This window comes from Bartonella sp. W8151 (assembly GCF_016100385.1).
GTDB lineage: Bacteria > Pseudomonadota > Alphaproteobacteria > Rhizobiales > Rhizobiaceae > Bartonella > Bartonella apis.
On the sequence record NZ_JACFSO010000003.1, the window covers coordinates 309,744 to 332,510 of the forward strand.

The window sequence follows — 22,767 nt, forward strand, 5'->3', positions numbered from 1 at the left end:
ATGACATTCAACCAGAAATCGGTCGTGGACGCTATAAGAGCATTCGAACGCGGTGAAATCGTTGCGGTTACTGATGATAACGGCCGTGAAAACGAGGGTGACCTTATTGTTGCTGCTGTTCACTGCACACCTGAAAAAATGGCATTTATTGTGCGCAATACTTCCGGAATTATTTGTGCACCGATGACAGGCGAGGAAGCAAAACGTCTCAATCTTGCCCCTATGGTTTCAAATAATGATTCAGCCCATCATACGGCTTTTACTGTGACAGTCGATTTTCTGCATGGCACGACGACTGGAATTTCTGCCGAGGACCGGACATTGACAGTGAGGAACCTCGCAAATCCGAACGCCAGTGCGTCCGATTTCAGTCGTCCGGGTCACGTATTCCCGCTTATTGCCCGTGAAGGCGGCGTATTGATGCGTTCCGGCCACACAGAAGCGGCTGTTGATTTATGCAAGCTTGCAAATCTTCCCCCGGTTGGTGTGATCGGCGAACTCATGAATGATGATGGAACAGTCAAACATGGTCCGGAAGTAAGAAAGTTTGCCGAAGAACATAATCTTCATGTCGTGACCGTAGCCGATCTTATCGCTTATCGGCAACGCAAGGAAACGCTCATCGAGCATGTTGACGAGATGAAAGTCGATACACTCGTCGGACCAGCTATAGCACATAGCTATCAATTGCCGTGGGAGCCGATGCAACATGTTGCTGTTGTTTTTGGCGATATCCGTGACGGCGAAAATATTCCCGTTCGTCTGCAACGGGAAAATGTTGTCGCCGATGTCTTTGGCAAGAAGCACGAGATTGAAGCTGTGTTGCGGCGGATGGCCGAAACGGAAAAGCGCGGTGTTTTTGTCTATCTCAGAGCCGGGTCTGTCGGTGTTGGTAGTGCCGACGAGAATCGCGATCGCGAAATGGCTATGGAAGGGCTTGAGACACACGAACAGGCGGTCGAACGTGAGGAAGAATGGCGCCAGATCGGTCTGGGAGCGCAGATTCTCAAAAGCCTCGGTATTACCTCGGTTATTCTTTATGCCTCGCGCGAGCGTCATTATGTTGGACTTGAAGGTTTTGGTATCCATATAGAAAAGACAGATATTTTGTGAGGCTCGAATGGCAGAACAGAAAGATAATGCCGATGTTTCTCAAATGAGTTTCGAGAAGGCACTCGGCTCTTTGGAAGAAATTGTTGAAAAACTCGAGCGCGGCGATGTCGCGCTTGATGAGACAATTCGCATATACGAGCGTGGAGAAGCTTTGAAAAAACATTGTGACAAACTTCTCAAAGAAGCTGAAAACAAAGTTGATAAAATTCGCTTGTCGCGCGAGGGAGAGCCGGAAGGGCTGGAACCGCTTGATGCCGAACAATAAGCGGAATTTTTAAAATAAAAATTTTACAAGATAGGGGCCGCCGCCCCATACAAGAGTCCACGCGGCTGCCCCGATAATATTGGCGACCAGAAATTTTGGAAAAGCCATTCCTCCGGAACCGGCAATAAGCCCGTTCAATTGGCGTAAAACGACTATAAATCGGGCCGTCGCTACAAAGAAGAATCCGCGTTTATCAAGCATATTCTGAAACTTTTCGAGCCTTTGTGATGTGAGTTTCACGTAATGGCCATAACGCAATAAAAGTTTTTCGCCGCCGAAATGGCCTATTGCATAACCTGTGCAGTCGCCAAGCACACTTCCTGTAAAGGCACAAAGCAACATGGGCAGTAAATCGAGCTTTCCGGCAGCTGCGAGCAGAGAACCGGCGATGAGACCGCTTTCTCCCGGTACAGGAGCGCCGAATGATTCGAAATAGAGGATGAAGAAATAGGCAAATGGGCCATATTGTGAAATCCAATGTTGTAAATATTCTTCAACCATTGCCTATCATCTATCTTACGCTAATTTTATCACTCTTATGACGAAAACGGACGCCGGTTTGGTCATATGGCGCATCTTTATTTGTTATCAAGCGCATCATAAAGCTTGAAAATTATGTCTTGTCGACAGTTTTAAGCGGATAAGAGGAGACAATCATCGCAATTTGATAGATGTGAGGCCTTAAATGACCAAAATTTTTGAGTTTTAAGGTGCAAAATTGCGTCAAAAGCTGTAAAGCTTTGGCAACCAGAAAAATATGTTAACAGTTGAGAAAAACTAAGGAAAATAATTTGTCGCGACCATCAACACCATTGTTGGACAAGATACATCTGCCGGAGGATTTGCGCCGCTTGCCGGAAAGCGCCTTGACAGAAGTCGCTAATGAATTGCGGGCTGAAACGATTGATGCCGTATCGGTGACAGGGGGACATTTAGGCGCGGGGCTCGGCGTGGTAGAACTTACCGTTGCTTTGCATTATGTTTTTAACACACCCGAAGATCGTATTATTTGGGATGTCGGGCACCAGTCTTACCCCCATAAGATATTGACAGGTAGACGCGATCGTATTCGTACCCTTCGTCAGGAAGGGGGATTATCCGGTTTTACCAAGCGCAGTGAAAGCATTTATGATCCGTTCGGGGCAGGGCATTCTTCAACTTCCATTTCCGCAGGTCTCGGCATGGCTGTTGCCAACGAACTAAAACAGGAAAAGAAGCGCAATGTTATTGCCGTCATTGGTGATGGTTCAATGTCGGCAGGCATGGCCTATGAGGCGATGAACAATGCCGGCTCGCTTGACGCGCGTCTCATTGTTATTCTCAACGATAATGATATGTCAATTGCACCGCCAACCGGTGCCATGAGTGCCTATCTTGCCCGTCTGGTCTCGAGCCCTTCCTATAGGAACCTGCGCGAGCGTGCAAAAGCTTTAAGCAAAAAACTGCCCAAATTTTTCTGGGATAAAGCACGTCGTGGCGAAGAATTCGCGCGTGGCTTTTTGACCGGCGGCACGCTTTTTGAGGAACTGGGTTTCTATTATGTCGGGCCGATCGACGGTCACAACATAGAGCATCTTTTGCCGGTTTTGAAAAATGTGCGCGAACATCCGAACGGACCGGTGCTTGTTCATGTCATTACCCGTAAAGGCAAGGGTTATGCTCCTGCTGAAGCGGCCAGCGACAAATACCATGGTGTAAACCGTTTCAACGTCGTGACCGGCGAACAGGTAAAGATTCAAAGCAAGGCTCCCTCTTATACGAAAGTGTTTGCCGATTCACTCATCAAGGAAGCAACTCTGGATGACAAGATTGTTGCAATCACTGCCGCTATGCCTTCAGGAACAGGACTCGACAAGTTTGCCGAAAAATTCCCCAAGCGCATGTTCGATGTCGGCATTGCCGAGCAACATGCAGTGACTTTTGCAGCCGGAATGTCTTGTGAAGGCCTGAAGCCCTTTGTGGCTATCTATTCGACATTTCTCCAGCGTGCTTATGACCAGATCGTGCACGATGTCTCGATACAACAACTGCCAGTGAAATTTGCAATTGACCGCGCGGGTTTTGTTGGTGCAGACGGTTCGACCCATGCCGGAAGTTATGACACGGTCTTTTTGTCTGCACTTCCGGGTTTTGTTGTCATGGCACCGTCCGACGAGCTGGAATTGATGAATATGGTGCGCACGGCTGCAGCCTATGATCAGGGGCCAATTTCTTTCCGCTATCCACGCGGTGAAGGCGTTGGTCTTAAACTGCCGGAACGTGGCGAATTGATCGAAATTGGTAAGGGACGCATCCTGCGTGAGGGCAGTAAAGTGGCATTGTTGGGCTTTGGTACCCGTTTGCAGGAGGCACTTGCCGCCGCCGATGAACTGGGAGCCGCCGGACTTTCGACAACGGTTGCAGATGCCCGTTTTGCAAAACCGCTTGATGAAGATCTTGTTCGTCGCCTTGCGCTCGAACATGAAGTTCTCGTCACGATTGAAGAGGGGGCAGCCGGCGGTTTCGGTGCGCAAGTTTTGCAATTTCTCGCCAGGGACGGATTGCTCGACAAGGGATTGAAAATCCGTACAATGACATTGCCGGATAAATATCTCTATCATGGGCCGCAAGCAAAAATTCTTTCCGAGATTGGGCTTGATAAAACCGGTATCGTCAATACTGTCTTTGCCGCTCTCGGCCGCGAAGCATTGGTGACACCACAAATTCGAGCCTGAAATGCCGGAACGGCTGAGATTGGACACACTTCTTGTTGAAAGAAATTTCTTTTCAACACGCTCACGTGCAAGGGATGCTATTTCACGAGGTACTGTAACCATCAACGGCATTGTTGTGAAGAAAGCAGGGCAACCTGTTTTGGAAAACGCCGATATCGGCGTTTTTGACCCTGCACAACATTATGTATCCCGTGCTGCTTTGAAACTGATTGCTGCACTTTCATATTTTCCGGTTAAAACAGAAGGTGTAACCGCGCTTGATATCGGTGCTTCAACGGGGGGATTTACAGAAGTTCTGCTTGGAAAAGGAGCGAGCCACGTCATAGCTGTCGATGTCGGTCACGGTCAGCTTCATTCTTCCCTCGTTAACCATCCGGCTATCACCCTTTACGAAGGGCTCAACGCCCGTGACCTTACGAAAACCCACTTGAAAAATCGTCAAATTCAACTCGTCGTCTCGGATGTAAGTTTCATATCGTTAAAGTTGGCTTTGCCTCCGGCATTAAGTCTCGCTGAAAGGGGCGCGCAGGCTGTGCTTCTCGTCAAACCGCAGTTTGAAATCGGGCGCGAAGGCGTAGGTCGGGGCGGCATTGTCAAAGATCCATCACGCGCAGAAAGCGTGGCACACGAACTTTTTTATTGGCTCGACGGGCTTGATAACTGGCGCGCGAAAGGGTTGATTCCTTCCCCGATTGAAGGTGGTGATGGAAATCGCGAATATTTACTTTTCGGAGAAAAAAGCAATGATTGAAGAGGTCGTAATAGACCATATCGGTGTCGCCGGTGACGGGGTTGCAAAGACAAAACATGGATTGGTCTATGTGCCGTTCACACTTCCTCAGGAAGTTGCCAATATTGCGTCGGAAAACAATCACGCTTCAGTCATTGCGTTGAAAAAACGGTCCTCCGAAAGGGTTGAGGCGAAATGCAAACATTTTGAAGACTGCGGTGGTTGCTCGTTGCAGCATTGGGCCGATCACCCTTACAGAATGTGGAAGAAGTCTTTGGTCGTCGACGCATTGGAGGGAAGGCAAATAGAAACCGATGTGGATCCCGTTATTCCATGTGAGCCCCATACACGCCGGCGTATGATATTGACTGCCCGTGTCACGCCAAAAGGACAAATTGTCGGGTTCAATCGCTACCAATCCCATGAAGTTGTGGCCATTGAGGAATGTCCCGTCTCGCGTCCGGAGCTTGTGGATGCACTTGGGGCAATCCGATCGGTTGCTGCTTTATTGGCAAACTACTCTAAGGAAATCCGGATTACCGTGACACTGGCAGAAAACGGAATCGATGTTGCCTTGGAGGGGTGTAAAATCAACGATGAAAAATTGCGCCAGCGACTTGTCGAGGAGGGCTTGAAGCAATCGTTCATACGTTTGACGGCTGACGGCGAGATCATTATAGAAAAAGAAAGACCTGAGCTTCATTTCGGTTCAACGATTGTCGAACTTGCGGCAGGCGGTTTTTTGCAAGCAACCAGAGAAGCGGAAGAGTTTATGGCTAGCCTCGTCCTGGAAGGCTTGAAAAAAACTAAAAATGCGGCCGATCTTTTTTCCGGTGCTGGCACATTTACATTCCGCATGGCCGAAAAAATGAAAGTTCATGCCGTTGAAAATGATGATGACGCTTTGAAAAGCCTTGATCGTGCCTATCGTCAATCGGTCGGGCTGAAGACTGTAACTTATGAAAAGCGGGATTTATTCCGTCGTCCACTTCTTCCAAGAGAGTTGGAAGCTTTTGATGGGCTTGTTTTTGACCCGCCGCGGGCCGGTGCTGAAGAACAAGCGCGGGAAATTGCCAAAACAAATATTCCGCATGTGGTTGCGGTTTCCTGTAATCCGGTCACAATGGCGCGTGATTTGTCTATTTTGATTGAGGGTGGCTACACAATTGAAAAGCTCGTGCCAATAGACCAGTTTTTATGGTCCCCCCATGTCGAGGCAGTTGCTTTACTCAAAAAGCGCAAGCCCAAACCGGGCTGGCGCCTTTAAGAAATGTGAACTGCGCTTATCTCTAGCAGGATTTGATTTGCGGCGCAGTTTGAGGATTTTTATAAAAAACCGGTCTTAGGTAAACACCAGCCGTATTTCCGAAGAACGCGGCAACAACCCAAAGCCAGCCATGCAAGCTGCCTGATGCGATACCTGAAAAATAGGCACCGATATTGCAGCCGAAGCCAACACGGGCACCATATCCAAGGAGTAGCCCGCCAATAACGGCTGCACATGCAGAGCCGACAGGCATACGGAATTTGAAAGCAAAACGGCCAGCTAAACCTGCAGCAAGCATTGCTCCGGCGATAATGCCGAAATCCATCACCGAAGTGACATTGGAAAATATGCTTGAGCTAAGGTTTTTTGCGTTTCCCGGGTTTTGCCAAAACTGCCAGCTTGCGACGTCGACACCGAAAGCAGAGCTGATTTTTGCCCCCCAAATCGGAAAGGCGCCGGCAATGCTCCACGGCTTTCCTGAAATCACAAGTGTCAAATAATTAAGCAATGCCAAGGCAATGCCGCCCCAAACCATTGGCCAAGGGCCACGGAAAAAGCGTTGTAAACCTTTATGAGTTGTTGTCTTTTCCTGTTCAAGCGCGCCGTGGCGACGTTTTTCGATGATAACTGTCACCGATGCAATGATTGCAAAAAGCACAAGCGAGACAAAAATTCCTAATGGTGCGCCAAGGGTTTTAACTAGCGAAACCGGTTTCAGTGCCGGCATATTTGCCCAGAATGATGCATGAGCCGTTGAAACAAAGCCACCAAGAACAAAAAATGCAAGAACGAGAAGCATGCGGGCATTGCCGCCACCGAGAGTAAATAGCACACCGGAAGCGCAGCCACCGGCAAGTTGCATTCCCACGCCGAACATAAAGGCTCCAATGATAACCGAAAGGCTTAATGGGGCGAGTGAGCCATTGACGGGATGGCCAAAAACTTCACCGAGGCTTAATGTCGGGAAAAAAAGTAAAACAGCAATTGCCAGCATCAGCATTTGCACGCGCAAACCGCGTCCCCGTCCATCAAGAATGAAATTGCGCCAGGCCGAAGTAAAGCCGAATGACGCATGGTAAAGCGTTATTCCAAGCGCTGCACCGACAAGAAGCAAAAGCCCTTGCTCAACGCTGTAGCTAACTGAAAGCCAAATAGCAGCAAGCACAATGAATAAAGCGCTGATAATTTTTGGAAGTGTAAACTGACGAGACAGCTTTTGAGGCTGACCAGACACGACCGTGTACATGGTAATTCCTTTCAATCATGAAAGCCCGTTTCGGGCAATTTCATTATTTTTCCTACAAAATTAAGGTTACATTTTCAATGTTCTTTGTTCAAAAAACAAGAAAATTAGGTTTTTGAAGTGAAAGGTTTTTTTTGAGCTTTTGCAGTGAAGATAAAAAGCGGGATGCTCGATGGACGTTCGGTAGAACTACATTCCAAACGGTGTCTTCTCATAATTCGAAATTGCATCGGAATTCGAATTTTTAAAGCAGAGTTTACGATCGATAATTTACGATATCTTTCCAAAAAGAAAATTGCCATCGTTTGGTCAAAACATTGGTGAGATTGACAATTGAAAGCGGCTTTTCGATAGTTCGTTCTTTTGCCAGATTTCCTGATTAATGGCGAAGATATTTTTATCATTCAAGGATGGCAATTCAGCAAAGGAACTTTGCGATTTCCGTAATCAAAGCCGTCTATTTCGCATATTTCGGTCGACAATTTGTCGAATCCGATTTGACAGCAATGTGCCATAGAAACTATCAGGATTTGCCGTAAGGTGTTCTCGAAGCTTTAAAGAGGGAAGTTTGTGATAACAATTTCATCCAAACCTCGATGTATCGGTATTATGGCCTTGAGCAAGTGTCCATATCAAGGTTTCACAACAGTGATAGATGGTCAAAAAAATACCTGAAGGAGGGCGTGTTCGTCTCCACTTCAATACACTCGGAAAATTATATTTTCGCGTGAACGGCCTATGTCTTGCCTTCAAATAAAAGGATTAGCCACCAGTAGAGAAAATTTTGTAGGATATCATCAACTGACGAAAACGACCCGATTATTTGTTAGCAGAATTGCTTAACCATCATTTCCGAGATAGTGGCAATGCTAACTGACAATCTCATGGTTGGCATCAAACAGCAGTGCCACCAATCGTCATTGCATTAATACGCAAATGCGGAAGTCCGACACCGACAGGAACACTTTGGCCATTCTTGCCACAGGTACCGATGCCATTGTCAAGTTTGGGGTCGTTGCCGATCATTGTGATGCGTTTCATGGCTTCCGGACCATTGCCGATAAGTGTAGCCCCTTTGATCGGGGCAACGATTTTGCCATTTCTGACACGATAGGCTTCGGTACATTCGAACACAAATTTTCCGGAAGTAATATCAACCTGTCCGCCACCGAAGGAAACAGCATAGATACCGTCCTTCAAGGAGCCGAGCACTTCTTCAGGAGTGTATTGGCCACCTAACATCATTGTGTTGGTCATTCTTGGCATCGGTGCACAGGCATAGGATTCACGCCGCCCGTTTCCCGTAGGGCGCATGCCCATCAAACGTGCATTAAGCCGATCTTGCATATAACCGACGAGCTTTCCGTCTTCGATCAGAACATTACGTGCAGAAGGTGTTCCTTCGTCATCCACGGTGAGAGAACCACGACGCCCGGCAATCGAGCCGTCATCAATAACTGTCACACCTTTTGCAGCGACCTGTTGTCCCATGAGACCAGAAAAAGCAGAAGTCTTTTTCCGGTTAAAATCGCCTTCAAGTCCATGCCCAACAGCTTCATGCAACATAACACCCGGCCACCCGCTTGCTAGAACTACGTCGAATGTACCAGCCGGTGCAGGCTCGGCTTCGAGATTGACCAGAGCCATACGGAGCGCTTCATCGGCAGCCATTTGCCAATTGTCTTCCGTAATAAAGCGGTCAAAAGCTTGCCTGCCACCGCAACCGTAAAAACCATTTTCAAGCCGGTCACCTTTTCCTGCAACCACTGAAACAGCAAGCCGCACAAGCGGGCGAACGTCTCTTACAAGCTCGCCATCGGCACGTAAAATCTCGACTTGTTGCAACGATCCTGCAAGCGATACAGAGACTTGCCGAACGGCATCATTTTTATTGCGGATATAAGAATCGATCTTTTTAAGAAGTGATACCTTAGCTTCAAATGAGGGGGAATTGAGCGGGTTCAGTTCGTCATAAAGCTTTTTATTGGTGCCCCGTGGTGCCGCGCTATAAGTTCCTTGGTAGCCGTTGGTGACAGCCTTTGCCGCATCCGAGGCTCTTTTTAATGCCGCTTTTGTGAGCTCTCCGGAATGGGCATAACCGGTCGCCTCATCCGCTACAGCACGTAAACCGAAACCTTTATCCTGATTGAACGAACCATTTTTCAGTCTTCCATTATCGAAAAGGAGTGATTCACTTTCACGATATTCAAGAAACAATTCTCCATCGTCAGCATTTTTCAAAGTGTCCTTCACAATCGATTGGACATCATTGGCTCCAACGTCGAATTGTTCGATCAGCGGTTTCATATAATTTTCCTGTCTTTAAACGGCCCTTTTCGCTCATTTATATAAAAAACACGAGCACGATAATAAAGACCGCTTCAATCTTTATTGATCGGTCAGAGTGATCCGCGGGTTTGCTATCGTTTTCGCCCTATTCTTTTGGCAAGGAAGCATAAGCGTCCTTCAAGCCGTTAAGATCGATCATGCCGCCGACACCTTCTTCAGGTGTCGTAAATATGAAATAGGTTGCCATTTTCCCTTCAAGAAATGACTTAAGATCGTCATCTTTCAGAAATGCTTCGGCTACGCAATTGTCACCAAGACAGCGACGATATTCCATTTTGCCCATATCTTTATTGTCTATCTTGATTCCTACACCCAGACGCAGTTCAACTCTGATAGGAACAAAGACCCTCATAAGTGTGCCCTGATTTTTCGGCAACTTATAAAGCGTGACACGAAAAGCAATGTCGGGCCGGTTTTGCGCACGCACATTCTGGACAACTTCACATTGGACATTCGGTGTCCCCGGGGGGAGAGAACAGACTTTCGTCCATGCTCCAAAAGTTTTCGGAGCAGGTACATCCTGTTGGTTGGGTGTTTGCGCCTCTGCAAGAGCAAGGCAAAGCCCGATCATCGTTAGAGAAGACGCGGCGACGCCACAAGCTCGTTTGAAAAAATGACGAAGTGACATAGAAACTCCTGCTCGAATCATCCTGACGATATCGCGCTTCAGCGTTTGTGAAAAGAGTCCACAAGCACGACAGTGTAAACCATTCACAACAGATATCACTTAAAGTTCAATTCTTGGGCAAGAACATGGCAAAAGCGCGCGGAATTGACAATTATGGCAATGAAGTGTTTCTATTTGGGGCTGTTTGTCGCATTGTTTTGATGTAAATATGTTGTTAAACGAAGTGAAAACAGGTTCCGCAATCAATAGATTGCTTGATTACGTTGGCAAAATTGATGTCTGAATACGCAAAGAAAAGTTTTTTTTCATCGTTATCGAACTTGGATAGCAAAGCAATCGGTACACTCTATCTGGTGCTCGCAATCGTAGCAGGCGTCATCGGTGCAGTATTTTCGTTTGCCTTGCGTCTTTCTATGAACGGAAACGATTTTGCCTTTCTCGACGGAGTTTTTCCGAAAGATACAGCTCTTTTATCATTCATGAGCACGGCGCACGCGCTGATTTTGGTGTTCTTCATGGTTATGCCGGCATTGATCGGCGGTTTTGCCAACTGGTTTGTACCGTTAATGATCGGCACCCATAATGTTGCATTTCCACGTGCAAATTTGGCAGCTTTCTTATTGCTACCCATTACTGTTCTCTTTGGATTCATTGCACTTTTGTCAGACGGTGATGGAAATAACTTCAAAATATTGATGCTTGCAACGATCGTCATCGGGTCGATCTCGTTCATTATTACTTATATCAATTTCATCACAACAATTATTACAATGCGGGCGCCGGGACTTACCCTTTCTCGGTTGCCGGTTTTTGTCTGGTCGGTGCTCGTCTCGTCGTTTCTGGGACTGGTTTCGGTTCCGGCGATGCTTGCGGCTTTGACGCAACTTGTTTTTAACGGTTCGGGCAATGCCGGACATTTATCAATGATGGTGTGGTTCTTCAGCCATCCGGAAATATTTGTGCTGCTCCTGCCGGCTTTCGGAATTATCAGTGAAATTCTGGTAACCTTCTGCAAGCGTCGTCTTTTTATGGAAAACGTTGTCATTGCGGCTATAGTGTTTACTGGCACAATCGGTTTCATTCTTTGGATGAACGATCTTTTCCAATTCGAGAAGCCTGATATCATGGCTCATTATTTCAAAGTTGCGGTGCCTTTTATCATTTTACCAACTGCTTTTATCCTTTTGAGCTGGTGTGTGACATTGGTTCAAAGCAATTTCAAATTCGAGACACCGATGTTGTGGGCAATGGGCTTTTTCTTTGTTGTCCTGATGGGGCAACTTTCAGCATTGCAGCTTGTAACAATCGGCAACGGCATTAGCCCGAAAGATCAGTCTGCATTTGTTGCCCACTTCCATTACATCCTGTCACTCAGTGCTGTTTTTGCAATTTTTGCCGGTTGGTATTACTGGTTGCCGAAAATGACGGGATATCGTTGCAGCAAAGCCATGACGAATTTGCACTTCTGGTCATTGTTTATTGGCGTTAACGCTATTTTCCTGCCTCAACATCTCAATGAATTAACTGATAATGCTCTTTTCAGTCCGGCTATATCGGGTATGTTCTCGTCAGTCGGGGCACTTCTTGCAGCCTTTTCGGTTATTGTTTTTCTATTCGGGCTCTGTAAAACTTTTATTGTAAGACAAAAAGCAGAAGGCAATCCGTGGGGCGAGGGGGCTTTGACTTTGGAATGGCAATTGCCGTCACCTCCTAACAAAGACGCATGGGAAAAAGTGCCTGTCGTAACGAAATAATGGCTACCGCGCTTACGGATTTTTAAAATCAAAAGCGTTTATTGTTTAAGTTTGAGCCGATTAAATATGGGGCGAGCCAATTACCTTATAACCGGAGAAAACTCTCTGAAAGGTTAGCAACACATATTTTTAAAAAAGCATCAGATGTGTGATTTTAATTATCTATTCCGCAATCGGATTTTTAAATTTACGTTGGTATATTTTTCAAAGATTCATTTTCGAAAATGGAATAGTGCATACAAAATAAGCGGAAATTTTTCCTGCTTTTGCCATTGAATTGAGCGCCCCGAACAATGTGCTTAAAGTCAGTTTGATCTTCAAGAAATCGATATTGTTTCCTTAAAAAACAAATTAATAGTTGCGTTTTGTTGTTAAAATAGCTTCTATAGTCGAGGTTGTTTTGACCTTTCGTCCGGTAATGCCACGAAGGCACCGCTTTAAAAGGTGCATTTAAAAGAACGGGTTATGTATGTCCATATCAAAGCAAGCATCGCAAAAACCGCATTTGGTTGGCCCTTCGGAAGCCGATGCGAACGACTATATAATTCTTTTGAAGCCGCGGGTGATGTCTCTGGTGGTGTTCACAGCACTTGTCGGCATGATGGTCGCACCTAATCCTATCAATCCCGTTCTCGGCTTTCTGGCAATTTTATGCATTGCCGTTGGTGGCGGGGCGTCGGGCGCTTTGAATATGTGGTATGATGCCGATATTGATGCCATCATGAAACGCACTAAAAAACGTCCTATACCGGCTGGCAAGTTGACGGGCGGTGAAGTGCTGGTTTTCGGCCTCGTATTGTCGGCATTGTCAGTGCTTACAATGGGCATTTTCATTAACTGGTTTTCGGCCGCATTTCTTGCTTTTACAATATTCTTTTATGTCGTGATCTATACCATGTGGCTTAAACGCTCTACGCCGCAAAATATCGTTATCGGCGGTGCTGCTGGTGCATTTCCTCCGATGATCGGCTGGGCAGCGGCAACCGGTACAATCAGCATTGAAAGCGTTGTGCTCTTTCTCATTATATTTATGTGGACCCCTCCGCATTTCTGGGCCCTCTCGCTTTTTGTTACGACCGATTATGGTGCTGCCCATATTCCAATGATGCCGAATGTGAAAGGCGAGCGATCGACGAAAAACCAGATTTTCGTTTATGCAATTTTGATGGCGCTATGCGGAATTGCACCCTATTTTATCGGTTTTGCGGGCATGACTTACGGGGTTTTGTCGACAATTCTAGGCGTTATCTTCGTCTATCATTCCTACCAACTTTGGAAGACGGAAAATCGCGAAGAAACTGTGGCACGTGCGAAGAAACTGTTTTTCTTCTCGCTCTTTTATCTCGCAGCTTTGTTTGCAGTGCTACTGATAGAATCGCTGGCTACTCGCCTCATGGGCTATCCGGGAGCATGAATATGGACGGGCACAAGCCTCTCAATCAAATCGAACTTACAGAAATTCAGAAAAAAGCTCAGCGTCATAGGGCAAAAGGTCTTGCTATTGCACTTTTTCTTTTTGTTCTTCTTGTATATGCGGCCACGATGGCGCATGTGGGTGCCTGAAATAACGGGTTCACCCAAGGAAAGATTATGACATCAAAACCTCCATTAACAATTCGCCTTTGCGGGCCGCGCGGTTTTTGCGCCGGAGTCGACAGGGCGATACAGATTGTCATTCTTGCATTGAAAAAATATGGTGCGCCCGTCTATGTGCGCCACGAGATCGTCCATAACCGCTATGTGGTTGAAGGGCTACAGGCACGTGGTGCAATTTTTGTCGAGGAACTTGACGAGATACCGGACGAACACCACAACCAACCGGTGATTTTTTCGGCCCACGGTGTTCCAAAATCGGTGCCGGAAGAAGCGCGCTTGCAAAATCTGTTTTATCTTGATGCAACTTGTCCGTTAGTGTCAAAAGTTCATAAACAGGCTATGCGTCATCAGCGCAACGGGCGTCATGTCATTCTGATTGGCCATTCCGGTCATCCCGAAGTTATCGGAACAATGGGGCAGGTAGACGCCGGTACAGTAAGTTTGATTGAAAACGTCGAGGATGCTGAAAATTACCAGCCATTGCCCGGTCAAAAATTGGGGTTTGTCAGCCAGACGACTTTGTCTGTTGAAGACACAGCAGAAATCATCGAGGTATTGAAACGCCGGTTTCCCGATATCGAGCCACCGGCTGCCGAGTCGATTTGTTATGCAACGACCAATCGTCAGGAAGCGGTGAGAGCAGCGGCTCCGGGCAGTGATCTGTTTTTGATTGTTGGTGCTCCGAATTCATCGAATTCCCGTCGTTTGGTCGAAGTTTCCGAGCGCTTTGGTGCAAAAAAGTCATTGCTTGTTCAACGTGCGGCGGAAATAGATTTTGCCCATTTGAATGACGTCCACACGGTGAGCCTTTCCGCCGGTGCGTCTGCACCGGAAATAATTGTTGATGAAATTATTGCGGCATTCAGAAAACGCTATGATGTGACTATAGAAATCGCCGAGACTGCGGTTGAAAATGAAACCTTTTTGGTCAACAGGGAATTGCGGGAAGTTGTGTTGACGCCGGAAGATATGGAATTTGTCAACGGCAAGGGCATTCCCGATAAAGACAAGTGAAGAAAACATGAGCTTGCTCGTGTGGGGCAAATAATGGCTGTTTATACCGATATCAACGAAGATGAATTAACAAGCTTTTTGACCGATTATTCTATCGGCGCATTACAATCGTATAGAGGTATTGCCGAAGGTGTCGAGAACTCGAACTTTATGCTTCATACAGAAGCAGGGCGTTTCATCCTCACTTTGTTTGAAAAGCGCGTCAATAAAAAGGATTTGCCATTTTATCTTGAATTGATGAACCATCTGGCACTTAAGGGAATTTCGTGTCCGCAGCCCATCAAACGCAAAGATGGAAAAATGATTGGCGAGCTTGTGGGTAGGCCCGCTACAATTGTTTCTTTCCTTGAAGGGGTTTGGCTCAGAAAGCCGAATGTCGAACATTGCCGTGAAGTCGGCAAAGGCATGGCAAAAATGCATCTTGCAGGTCTCGACTTTCCTCTTAAACGGAAAAACAGCCTGTCGATCGACGCTTGGCGACCTTTATGGAATTTAAGCCGCGGACGGGCAGAAGAATTGGCATCCGGCTTAGTTAAAGAGATTGACAGAGAACTCGACTATCTCGAAAGCAACTGGCCTGATAATTTGCCTCAAGGCGTTATCCATGCCGATTTTTTCAATGATAATGTTTTTTTCTTGAACGATCATATGTCAGGCATCATAGATTTCTATTTTGCATGCACAGATATGCTTAGCTATGATCTTGTCATCGCCCTCAATGCATGGTGCTTTGAACGGGATTATTCTTATAATGTGACGAAAAGTGAGGCGATGCTCAAAGCCTATTGTGCTATTCGTCCGCTTCAACAAAATGAGATTGATAATATACTGGTTCTCGCCCGTGGGGCAGCGATCAGATTTTTCCTCACCCGCCTTTATGATTGGTTCAACACACCTTCAAATAGTCTGGTTGTGAAAAAGGATCCTCTGGAATATTGGCGAAAATTGAATTTTTTCAGAGACGTCATTAAACCATCTGAAATCGGGCTCTAAATTGCGGACGGTTCCTTGAAACAGGTCGAAATATTCACTGATGGCGCTTGTTCCGGCAATCCCGGACCGGGAGGTTGGGGGGTGCTATTGCGTTGGAACGGGGTCACCAAAGAATTTTACGGCGGTGAACCCGACACCACCAATAATCGTATGGAGTTGACGGCAGCAATCAATGCGCTCAATGCCTTGAAAGAACCGTGTAACGTTGATCTTTATACTGACTCTGTTTACGTGCGGGATGGCATTTCAAGCTGGATTGATAGCTGGAAGGCGAAAGACTGGAAAACGTCTGCGAGAAAGCCTGTCAAAAATGCCGACCTTTGGCAAAAACTTGATTTGGCTCGCACACGCCATAACGTGAACTGGCATTGGGTCAAAGGACACGCCGGTCATCCCGAAAACGAACGCTGTGACGAACTTGCTCGTAAAGGCGTTGATGAAAACCGCTAACGATTTATTTGCTTTGTGAAGTCAATATGCCGGTGAAAGAAACGGGTTTTGCTTCGGCGATATAAGAGATAGTCAAAGGACCTTTGCTGTTTTTCGTAATAATCGGTGCAGCAAAAACAGTTTCATTCCGGCTATTTTTGATAATTTCAGCCGGACCTATTTCATCTGTCTTTCCGTCAAGATAAAGCGCTGATATGTTTTCTTCATCTTGATGGGTAATCGTAATGTTAAGCATTTTTTCGTCGTTACTGGCGTGAATAACAATATTTTCCGGAGCCTTTTCAGGTAATTTTTCTTCCGCCATTGTAAGAAGGGAGCTTGAAAGAGCGATATTGGCAGTCCCGTCGGAAAAGTCGAACGGGATATCAAGAGGCATACATATTTCTTTACATAAGCCGATTGTAAGTTGACCTTTCAAGCTTTCGCCATTGTCGGATTTTTCAACCGTAAAAGGCAAAAGAACGCTGTTTTTATAGCCGATCGACCAATCACTGCCATCTTTGAATAGATGAGGTACAGGATACATAATCTCGTAGCTTGAAGGGGGAGAAAAATCGAAAGAAGGGGCCATACCCGAATTTCCGGGATTTTTCCAATAGGTTTTCCAATCCGGCTTCAGGTTGACTTCTATAACACCACGCAGACGCTCCTTTTCGGCAACAGGCTGTAATGCGAGGCGCACCCGTCCCCCCTCGAACTCATGCCATGGCGTTGCCAATAGCGTTGAAGTGTCATTTGTTTTGGTAAATGCGGGCGTCTGGGCAACGACTAACGTTTGGCCAAAGCCGAAAAAACATGCAAGCACAAGGAAAATCAAAACGGCTTTGAGCTTAAAAAACTGGTACACTGTTTCGGCTTCCGTTAAAACATCATTTTGTTTAAGACTTTTGACGAAAAAATTCACTTTTTCCTTGCAACTCATCAATACACGATTACTTTTAAATTATGGATAAAATTAGCACAATGAAAAAACGCGACGGCTTTTTGAATGGTCATCTGCTTATAGCAATGCCCGGCATGGGGGATGAACGTTTTGCACACGCGGTTATCTATATCTGTGCCCACTCGGACGAGGGCGCAATGGGCATCATGCTGAACCGGCGTCAGGATTTGAAGTTTCCGGATTTGCTGTTGCAACTTGGGATAATCAATGCTGCCCAAGCCATCCATCTGCCCGAGCCGATAAAGCTTTTTCCTGTGAGAAATGGCGGACCGGTTGATCGTTCGCGCGGTTTTGTCCTACATACCGATGATTATGCCTGCCGGACGACGATACCTGTTACCAGAGATATTTGTCTTACTTCAACAACTGATGTCTTGAAGGCAATGAGCGTCGGAAAAGGGCCACAGCACGCCATAATTGCGCTCGGCTATGCTGGCTGGGCAGGCGGGCAACTCGAAGCCGAAATCGCAGCAAATGGCTGGCTGACAAGCCCCGTTGATGCCGATTTTCTATTTGCTCAGGATTTTGACCATCAATATGAACAAAGCCTGAAGAAAATGGGCATTGATCCGACATTTCTTGTTGGTCAAGCCGGTCACGCGTGAAAAAAGCGCGCCACTTCAATCGTTTATACCTTTTTTATCCATTATCTTGGCTTCAGCGAAACTGTAGTCTAAGCGTATAAGAGCGGTTTTCGCCCGATTTATTGCATTTTCCTTTGAGCCGACGTTTCATTCGCTCAAAAAGCGTAGGCGTTATTCAAGCAACAAATGCTGTTATTGGCGCGTTCCGAAAGCGAGGAGACCGGATATCCATTTGGTAATTTGTTAAACGGCAGCTTTCGGATGTTTCATGACGAGTGTAATCAGATCTTCGACGCCGACAGGTTCGGTGAAAACATTGCTTTGAACAAATTCACAGCCTTCTTCGCGCAGCATAACAGCTTCATTTTCTTTCTCGACACCTTCAGCAATTACTTTGAGGTTGAGGTCATGTGCGAGTGTGATGATCGATTTTAATACCAGTCGTTTTTTCGAACTATTGACCTCCAGAAGCGAACGGTCAAGTTTGATCATATCGAACGGATAACCTAATAGAAAGGCAAGCGAAGAATAGCCGGTTCCGAAATTATCAAGCGCAAGGCCGATGCCGAGGGCCTTGATTTTTTCTAACAAATTGGAAGATTGTTCGGGATTTTCGATCAGGATCGATTCAGACATCTCCATCATCAGTCGCCCCTTGTTAATAGGATTGCGCATCAGAATCGCTTTAAGCTCGTTAATCAGTTCCTGATGAACCATTTCCGCACTCGGTATGTTGACAGACACGAAAAATGACTGCTTCGGGAAACGGTCCTGAATATGGGTGAGATCTTCGACGACGGTTTTCATTGCAAAACGGGCGAGATCCATAACCACGTGTTCGCTTTCGGCTGTATGGATGAAATCAACGGCAGAAAGGTTACCATGACGCGGATGGTGCCATTCCATCAAAGCTTCGAATCCGACGATTTGTCCGTCATTGAGGTCGAGAACAGGGTGATAGAGAACCTTGATTTCATTGCGTTGCAAGGCATAACGAATGTCATTGCCCATGCTGTTTCGCTCAAGCCCCAATGTGCGGAAATTCGGGCGGAACGGTTCAATTTTATTACCGCCTGATTTTTTGGCGTGAATCATTGCAAGTTCCGCATCACTCAGCATATCTTCGGCATTCGAATTGCCTTCAGTCCATGTGATGAGGCCAATTGAAGCGGAAAGTTTGACTTCGCGTTCGGAAAACAGAATTGGTGCGGCAACTGTTCTTTGTAACTGGTCGGCAAATGCTGCGATTTTTGCAGGGTCGGTCTGACTGGTGAGCACAATGGCAAAACGGTCAGTCGACAGACGCGAAAGTGTGTCTTCGGGCGTAATAAGACGTCCAAGCCTACGGGCAATTGTTAACAGAAATGTATCGCCGACAGACATACCGAATTGATAATTGATGTTACGGAAGCCATCAAAATCGATAACGAATACGGTCGGTCTGACAGGACGACCAGCGACAGCAAGATTTACAAAAGTTTGTAAGTGATCAAGAAAGAGCTGTTGGTTCGGAAGACCTGTCAGATTGTCATGGACAGAATCCTGCAACAATCGCTCTTCGGCTTTTTTGTGGTCGGTTACATTGACGAGGGTGCCAACGATCCGCACAATTTCTCCGTCCGAACCTATGACCGGTCGTGCTCTGAGTGAAAACCAGTAATAATGTCCGTCACCGGAACGGAGTCGCAGTGTCTGGTCGATGCGCCCCTTACGTGTGTCGAGGATCATATCAAGTATGGCACGGAAACGATCGCGATCGTCGCTGTGTAAAGCATCAACCCAATTGCGGATGGTTCCATTCAATTCACCGGCTGTGGATCCGAGGTAGAGAGAAAGATCGGGATTGATGACCACACGGTCACGGCGCACATCCCAGTCCCACACGATATCGCCAGCCCCCATAACGGCAAGAGCTTGCCGTTCAAGGTCGGAAAATATCCCCTGATGGAATGCGCCGCCTGAAAAAGCATGTTGCATAACCGTGAAAGCAATGAGCAGAACAATGAGAACCAGACCGCCTGCTAGTGCGGGTTGAACAATATCGTTATCAAGTTTTCCGGTTACACACACATATGCCCCGCATAGCCAGAAGATAATGAGTAGCCATGTCGGTATCAGCATAATAGCGCGATCGTAACCGCGAATGGAAAGATATCCGATGAGCACAACGCCGAGAAGAGCGGTAAGACCGAAGGAAAGCCGTGCAATGCCCGCAGCACGCGTCGGGTCATAAATTGCGAAGGCACCAAGGGCACAAAGAGCGATAATCCATGCTGCTGCGCCATAGCTGAAATGGTAATGCCAGCGATTGAGGTGGAGGTAGGTAAAAAGAAAAATGAAAAGCGATGCTGCAAGTGCCACTTCTGTTGCCGCGCGCCAGATCGGTTCGGTTTGGGCAGAAATGACGAACAATTTATTGAGAAAATTGAAATCGATACCGATATAGGCAAGCACCGACCAAGCCACCGCTGCAGTGGCCGGAAAAAGTCCGGTTCCGCGTACGACAAAAAGAACACTTAAGAGTAGTGCAAGAAGACCGGAAATGCCAAGCAATATGCCATGATAGAGCGTGTAGGAATTGATGGTATCCTTATAGGCTTCGGGTTCCCAAAGATAGACTTGCGGCAATTTCGGTGAACCAAGCTCCGCAACAAGAGTAACGACTGCTCCAGGATTGATTGTGATACGGAAAACATCTGAATCGGCACTTGATTGGCGGTCAAGCGCAAAACCTTCCGATGGCGTGATAGATTGTATACGTACAGAGCCGAGATCGGGCCAAATCAATCCCGAACCCGCCATACGATAATGTGGGGTGACAATCAGTCTGTCAATCTGGTCGTCTGTAGGGTTGGCAATAGCAAAAACCGCCCAGTCGCTTTCTGCATGATCGCCATTTCCTTGCATTTCGATACGCCGCACAATTCCATCAGGACCGGCCGCTGTCGATGTTTGGAAAGTGTTTCCTTTTATGTGGTGAATTTCGACTGCACGCGAGAGATCAAGTGCTGTATCCTGTGAAGATATTTTGACCGGTTCAATAGACAATGCTGTCTGGCACAAGGTGATCAAGCCCAATGTCCAGAATATAAAAATGCCAATGGTTTTGCCTATTGTCTTCACAACGCCTCACTTTCAAATTGACTTCGTTGTTCTTTCCGTTTCCAACAAAGAATAAAGGTAGTGATCTTGCCATTCGCCATGGATTTTTACATAGGAGCGCATCAACCCCTCCCGAACAAAACCACATTTTTCCAGTAAGGAAATGGAGCGTATGTTTGTCGGAATCGTGGCAGCTTGCAGACGATGCAATTTGAGCTGTTGAAAAGCAAAATCAACCATCAGCTCCAGACTTTCATGCATAAATCCATGGCCGGAATATTTTTCTCCACACCAATAGCCGATCTCGCCCGATTGTACGACACCCCGTCTGATGTTACCGAGACTTATTCCACCGATAAGATTGTTATTGTCGTTCAAAAACACAAAAAAGACAAAGAACTGGCCGTTTTTGCGTCCTTCAATGTAACGTTCAAGATGGTTTTTATAACGGGTAAGTGTGTGTGCATCCTCTGGCCAGAGGGGTTCCCATGGTTCCAGAAATGGCCGGCTTTCGGTTCTCACGGCTGCCCATTCCTTATAGTCATCAATCATCGGAAAACGTAAATAAACGTCTTTCGCCTTTAAATTCGGAAGCCGAATTTTCTCCTGCTGTTTATGCGGCAGTCGCCGGAAGGGCATTTTGAACATGCCATTGCCTTTCTGGCTGCTCTTAATAAGGGCGCCGTCCGGCTCCTGAAGAAAGAGCCGCAACCAGATCACCATAACTCATAATTGGTCCTATCGCTCCAACTGCTGCCAATGTGGGTTTTGAATCAATAAATAAGCGTTCGGCCAAATCGGTCAACCTGTCGACTGTAAGAAGAGACAGACGTTCCAATGTTTCGGATGCGGGAATCGGACGACCATAAAGAAGCATTTGTCGTGCAATTGTTTCGGCGCGGCTCGAAGGGCTTTCTTGTGACATTACGAGACTGGCGCGATATTGTTCGCGCGCACGGTCAAGTTCTTTCTGGTCTATCTTTTCGCTCACTTTGTAAAGTTGTTCCAGAATAACGGGAATGAGGTCATGCAGGCCGTCTTCGCTTGATGCAGCATGGACCCCGAAGAGGCCAATGTCGGAAAATCCCCAGTGAAAAGCATAAATAGAATAACAAAGTCCGCGTTTTTCACGCACTTCCTGAAACAGACGCGACGACATTCCTCCACCCAGAATAATGGATAGAATTTGGGAGGCATAATAATCGCGTATATGGTAGGCTCGCCCTTCAAAGCCTAAGAGCACCTGGGCATCTTTGAGGTTACGGTATTCGCGAAAATCTCCACCTACATAATTTGCAAGATCGGCAAGAGGTGCCGGCGAATGGGCGCGATAATTGCCAAGTCGTTTCTCGACTTCCTTGACAAAAGACTGATGGTCGACAGCGCCGGTTGCTACAAAAATCATGCGGTCGGCACTGTAATGCTCATTCATGAAGTTACGTAAATTATCGGCAGTGAGACTGCGTACCGATTGTGCTGTGCCAAGAATAGGCCTTCCGATTGTCTGGTGACGGAACGCGGTTTCAGTGAAATGGTCGAACACAATGTCTTCCGGCATGTCGTTGGCTGCACCGATTTCTTGCAAGACGACCTGCTTTTCACGTTCAAGTTCGGTTTCGTCGAATTTCGGCGTGGTGATAATGTCGGCGAGAATATCGACGGCAAGCGGTATGTCATTTTTCAGGACACGGGCGTAATAGGCAGTGGTTTCGACACCCGTTGCCGCATTGATTTCGCCACCGACATCTTCGATTTCAGCGGCAATTTCATAGGCCGTGCGGTTCGCTGTCCCCTTGAAAGCCATATGCTCGAGCATATGGGCTACACCATGTTCCTCAAATTTTTCATTGCGGGAGCCGGATTTTACCCATATGCCGAGGGCAACACTCTCGATCTGTGGCATCGTATGTGTGACGATCGTCAAACCATTGCCGAGCCGGCTGATTTCTACGCCCATACTCATAAAGCTCCTTCATTCAAAACTTTAATAAAAAACCACATTGCGCATTTTCTGTCTTTCGG

20 protein-coding genes are annotated in these 22,767 nt (G+C 46.7%); 12 read left to right on the forward strand and 8 right to left on the reverse strand.

Features of this window, described 5'->3' with window-relative positions:
• Together ribB and H3V14_RS06755 are read left to right on the forward strand one after the other, a co-directional pair.
• Complete coding sequence (gene ribB / locus H3V14_RS06750; RefSeq protein ID WP_198227487.1) at positions 1 to 1,113, forward strand: 3,4-dihydroxy-2-butanone-4-phosphate synthase; 1,113 nt, start codon at positions 1 to 3, stop codon at positions 1,111 to 1,113.
• A gap of 7 nt (positions 1,114 to 1,120) precedes the next feature.
• A complete protein-coding gene (locus H3V14_RS06755; RefSeq protein WP_198227489.1) occupies positions 1,121 to 1,378 on the forward strand; it encodes an exodeoxyribonuclease VII small subunit in 258 nt (85 codons plus the stop codon).
• Between the two features lie 9 nt (positions 1,379 to 1,387).
• Here the strand turns inward: H3V14_RS06755 and H3V14_RS06760 are convergent, their stop codons facing one another.
• Entirely contained in the window at positions 1,388 to 1,879 is a 492-nt protein-coding gene (locus H3V14_RS06760) for a DedA family protein (protein WP_198227491.1), read from the reverse strand.
• A gap of 290 nt (positions 1,880 to 2,169) precedes the next feature.
• Here H3V14_RS06760 and dxs point away from each other — a divergent pair, with 290 nt between their 5' ends.
• The 3 genes from dxs to H3V14_RS06775 are packed head-to-tail and all read left to right on the forward strand — an operon-like array spanning position 2,170 to position 6,089.
• A complete protein-coding gene (gene dxs, locus H3V14_RS06765; protein WP_198227493.1) occupies positions 2,170 to 4,092 on the forward strand; it encodes a 1-deoxy-D-xylulose-5-phosphate synthase in 1,923 nt (640 codons plus the stop codon).
• A gap of 1 nt (position 4,093) precedes the next feature.
• Positions 4,094 to 4,843, forward strand: a complete 750-nt coding sequence (locus tag H3V14_RS06770; protein WP_198227495.1) for a TlyA family RNA methyltransferase — start codon at positions 4,094 to 4,096, stop codon at positions 4,841 to 4,843.
• A complete protein-coding gene (locus H3V14_RS06775; protein WP_198227497.1) occupies positions 4,836 to 6,089 on the forward strand; it encodes a class I SAM-dependent RNA methyltransferase in 1,254 nt (417 codons plus the stop codon). The genes H3V14_RS06770 and H3V14_RS06775 overlap by 8 nt, the downstream gene beginning before the upstream one ends.
• A gap of 22 nt (positions 6,090 to 6,111) precedes the next feature.
• Here H3V14_RS06775 and H3V14_RS06780 read toward each other — a convergent pair whose 3' ends face one another.
• The 3 genes from H3V14_RS06780 to H3V14_RS06790 all read right to left on the reverse strand — a co-directional run bounded on the left by H3V14_RS06780 (position 6,112) and on the right by H3V14_RS06790 (position 10,252).
• Positions 6,112 to 7,335 (reverse strand): YeeE/YedE family protein, encoded by a 1,224-nt coding sequence (locus H3V14_RS06780; protein ID WP_198227499.1) that lies wholly within the window; start codon positions 7,333 to 7,335, stop codon positions 6,112 to 6,114.
• A gap of 891 nt (positions 7,336 to 8,226) precedes the next feature.
• Entirely contained in the window at positions 8,227 to 9,639 is a 1,413-nt protein-coding gene (gene tldD / locus H3V14_RS06785) for a metalloprotease TldD (RefSeq protein WP_198227501.1), read from the reverse strand.
• 127 nt (positions 9,640 to 9,766) lie between these two features.
• Positions 9,767 to 10,252: an invasion associated locus B family protein gene (locus H3V14_RS06790; protein WP_225867817.1), complete on the reverse strand. Its 486-nt coding sequence runs from the start codon at positions 10,250 to 10,252 to the stop codon at positions 9,767 to 9,769.
• A gap of 332 nt (positions 10,253 to 10,584) precedes the next feature.
• Between H3V14_RS06790 and H3V14_RS06795 the strand changes: the two genes are divergently transcribed.
• The 6 genes from H3V14_RS06795 (at position 10,585) to rnhA (ending at position 16,116) form a co-directional block, all read left to right on the forward strand.
• Entirely contained in the window at positions 10,585 to 12,063 is a 1,479-nt protein-coding gene (locus tag H3V14_RS06795; RefSeq protein WP_198227503.1) for a cbb3-type cytochrome c oxidase subunit I, read from the forward strand.
• Positions 12,064 to 12,532: 469 nt separating this feature from the next.
• Positions 12,533 to 13,477 (forward strand): heme o synthase, encoded by a 945-nt coding sequence (locus H3V14_RS06800; RefSeq protein WP_198227505.1) that lies wholly within the window; start codon positions 12,533 to 12,535, stop codon positions 13,475 to 13,477.
• 2 nt (positions 13,478 to 13,479) lie between these two features.
• A complete protein-coding gene (locus tag H3V14_RS06805) occupies positions 13,480 to 13,626 on the forward strand; it encodes a hypothetical protein (RefSeq protein WP_178391783.1) in 147 nt (48 codons plus the stop codon).
• Between the two features lie 27 nt (positions 13,627 to 13,653).
• Positions 13,654 to 14,673 carry a 4-hydroxy-3-methylbut-2-enyl diphosphate reductase gene (gene ispH, locus H3V14_RS06810; protein ID WP_198227507.1) on the forward strand — a complete coding sequence of 340 codons (1,020 nt, stop codon included), beginning with the start codon at positions 13,654 to 13,656 and terminating at the stop codon, positions 14,671 to 14,673.
• 33 nt (positions 14,674 to 14,706) lie between these two features.
• Positions 14,707 to 15,666 carry a homoserine kinase gene (gene thrB, locus H3V14_RS06815; RefSeq protein WP_075870150.1) on the forward strand — a complete coding sequence of 320 codons (960 nt, stop codon included), beginning with the start codon at positions 14,707 to 14,709 and terminating at the stop codon, positions 15,664 to 15,666.
• A 15-nt stretch (positions 15,667 to 15,681) separates the two neighbouring features.
• A complete protein-coding gene (rnhA, locus tag H3V14_RS06820; protein WP_198227509.1) occupies positions 15,682 to 16,116 on the forward strand; it encodes a ribonuclease HI in 435 nt (144 codons plus the stop codon).
• Positions 16,117 to 16,120: 4 nt separating this feature from the next.
• Here rnhA and H3V14_RS06825 read toward each other — a convergent pair whose 3' ends face one another.
• On the reverse strand, positions 16,121 to 16,963 hold the full coding sequence (locus H3V14_RS06825) for a protein-disulfide reductase DsbD domain-containing protein (protein WP_075870148.1): 843 nt from the start codon (positions 16,961 to 16,963) through the stop codon (positions 16,121 to 16,123).
• A 116-nt stretch (positions 16,964 to 17,079) separates the two neighbouring features.
• On the opposite strand from H3V14_RS06825, the gene H3V14_RS06830 reads away from it, so the two are divergent.
• On the forward strand, positions 17,080 to 17,664 hold the full coding sequence (locus H3V14_RS06830; RefSeq protein WP_075870421.1) for a YqgE/AlgH family protein: 585 nt from the start codon (positions 17,080 to 17,082) through the stop codon (positions 17,662 to 17,664).
• A gap of 222 nt (positions 17,665 to 17,886) precedes the next feature.
• On the opposite strand, the gene H3V14_RS06835 is transcribed toward H3V14_RS06830, so the two are convergent.
• From H3V14_RS06835 to H3V14_RS06845, 3 genes are read right to left on the reverse strand one after another with little or no spacing between them, the layout of a single operon-like run.
• On the reverse strand, positions 17,887 to 20,766 hold the full coding sequence (locus H3V14_RS06835) for an EAL domain-containing protein (RefSeq protein ID WP_198227511.1): 2,880 nt from the start codon (positions 20,764 to 20,766) through the stop codon (positions 17,887 to 17,889).
• Positions 20,767 to 20,778: 12 nt separating this feature from the next.
• Positions 20,779 to 21,384 (reverse strand): GNAT family N-acetyltransferase, encoded by a 606-nt coding sequence (locus H3V14_RS06840; RefSeq protein ID WP_246785100.1) that lies wholly within the window; start codon positions 21,382 to 21,384, stop codon positions 20,779 to 20,781.
• A gap of 31 nt (positions 21,385 to 21,415) precedes the next feature.
• The gene (locus H3V14_RS06845; protein WP_075914826.1) at positions 21,416 to 22,702 is read right to left on the reverse strand and encodes a pitrilysin family protein; all 1,287 of its coding nucleotides are present in this window, start codon (positions 22,700 to 22,702) and stop codon (positions 21,416 to 21,418) included.
• Positions 22,703 to 22,767 lie beyond the last annotated feature (65 nt).

What these genes read in the sequence shown, in the direction of transcription:
- ribB (WP_198227487.1), top strand. Translation starts at nt 1, where the DNA reads ATGACATTCAACCAGAAATCGGTCGTGGACGCTATAAGAGCATTCGAA.
- H3V14_RS06755 (WP_198227489.1), top strand. Translation starts at nt 1,121, where the DNA reads ATGGCAGAACAGAAAGATAATGCCGATGTTTCTCAAATGAGTTTCGAG.
- H3V14_RS06760 (WP_198227491.1), bottom strand. Translation starts at nt 1,879, where the DNA reads ATGGTTGAAGAATATTTACAACATTGGATTTCACAATATGGCCCATTT.
- H3V14_RS06770 (WP_198227495.1), top strand. Translation starts at nt 4,094, where the DNA reads ATGCCGGAACGGCTGAGATTGGACACACTTCTTGTTGAAAGAAATTTC.
- H3V14_RS06775 (WP_198227497.1), top strand. Translation starts at nt 4,836, where the DNA reads ATGATTGAAGAGGTCGTAATAGACCATATCGGTGTCGCCGGTGACGGG.
- H3V14_RS06780 (WP_198227499.1), bottom strand. Translation starts at nt 7,335, where the DNA reads ATGTACACGGTCGTGTCTGGTCAGCCTCAAAAGCTGTCTCGTCAGTTT.
- tldD (WP_198227501.1), bottom strand. Translation starts at nt 9,639, where the DNA reads ATGAAACCGCTGATCGAACAATTCGACGTTGGAGCCAATGATGTCCAA.
- H3V14_RS06790 (WP_225867817.1), bottom strand. Translation starts at nt 10,252, where the DNA reads ATGATCGGGCTTTGCCTTGCTCTTGCAGAGGCGCAAACACCCAACCAA.
- H3V14_RS06795 (WP_198227503.1), top strand. Translation starts at nt 10,585, where the DNA reads ATGTCTGAATACGCAAAGAAAAGTTTTTTTTCATCGTTATCGAACTTG.
- H3V14_RS06800 (WP_198227505.1), top strand. Translation starts at nt 12,533, where the DNA reads ATGTCCATATCAAAGCAAGCATCGCAAAAACCGCATTTGGTTGGCCCT.
- H3V14_RS06805 (WP_178391783.1), top strand. Translation starts at nt 13,480, where the DNA reads ATGGACGGGCACAAGCCTCTCAATCAAATCGAACTTACAGAAATTCAG.
- ispH (WP_198227507.1), top strand. Translation starts at nt 13,654, where the DNA reads ATGACATCAAAACCTCCATTAACAATTCGCCTTTGCGGGCCGCGCGGT.
- thrB (WP_075870150.1), top strand. Translation starts at nt 14,707, where the DNA reads ATGGCTGTTTATACCGATATCAACGAAGATGAATTAACAAGCTTTTTG.
- H3V14_RS06830 (WP_075870421.1), top strand. Translation starts at nt 17,080, where the DNA reads ATGAAAAAACGCGACGGCTTTTTGAATGGTCATCTGCTTATAGCAATG.
- H3V14_RS06840 (WP_246785100.1), bottom strand. Translation starts at nt 21,384, where the DNA reads ATGCCCTTCCGGCGACTGCCGCATAAACAGCAGGAGAAAATTCGGCTT.
- H3V14_RS06845 (WP_075914826.1), bottom strand. Translation starts at nt 22,702, where the DNA reads ATGGGCGTAGAAATCAGCCGGCTCGGCAATGGTTTGACGATCGTCACA.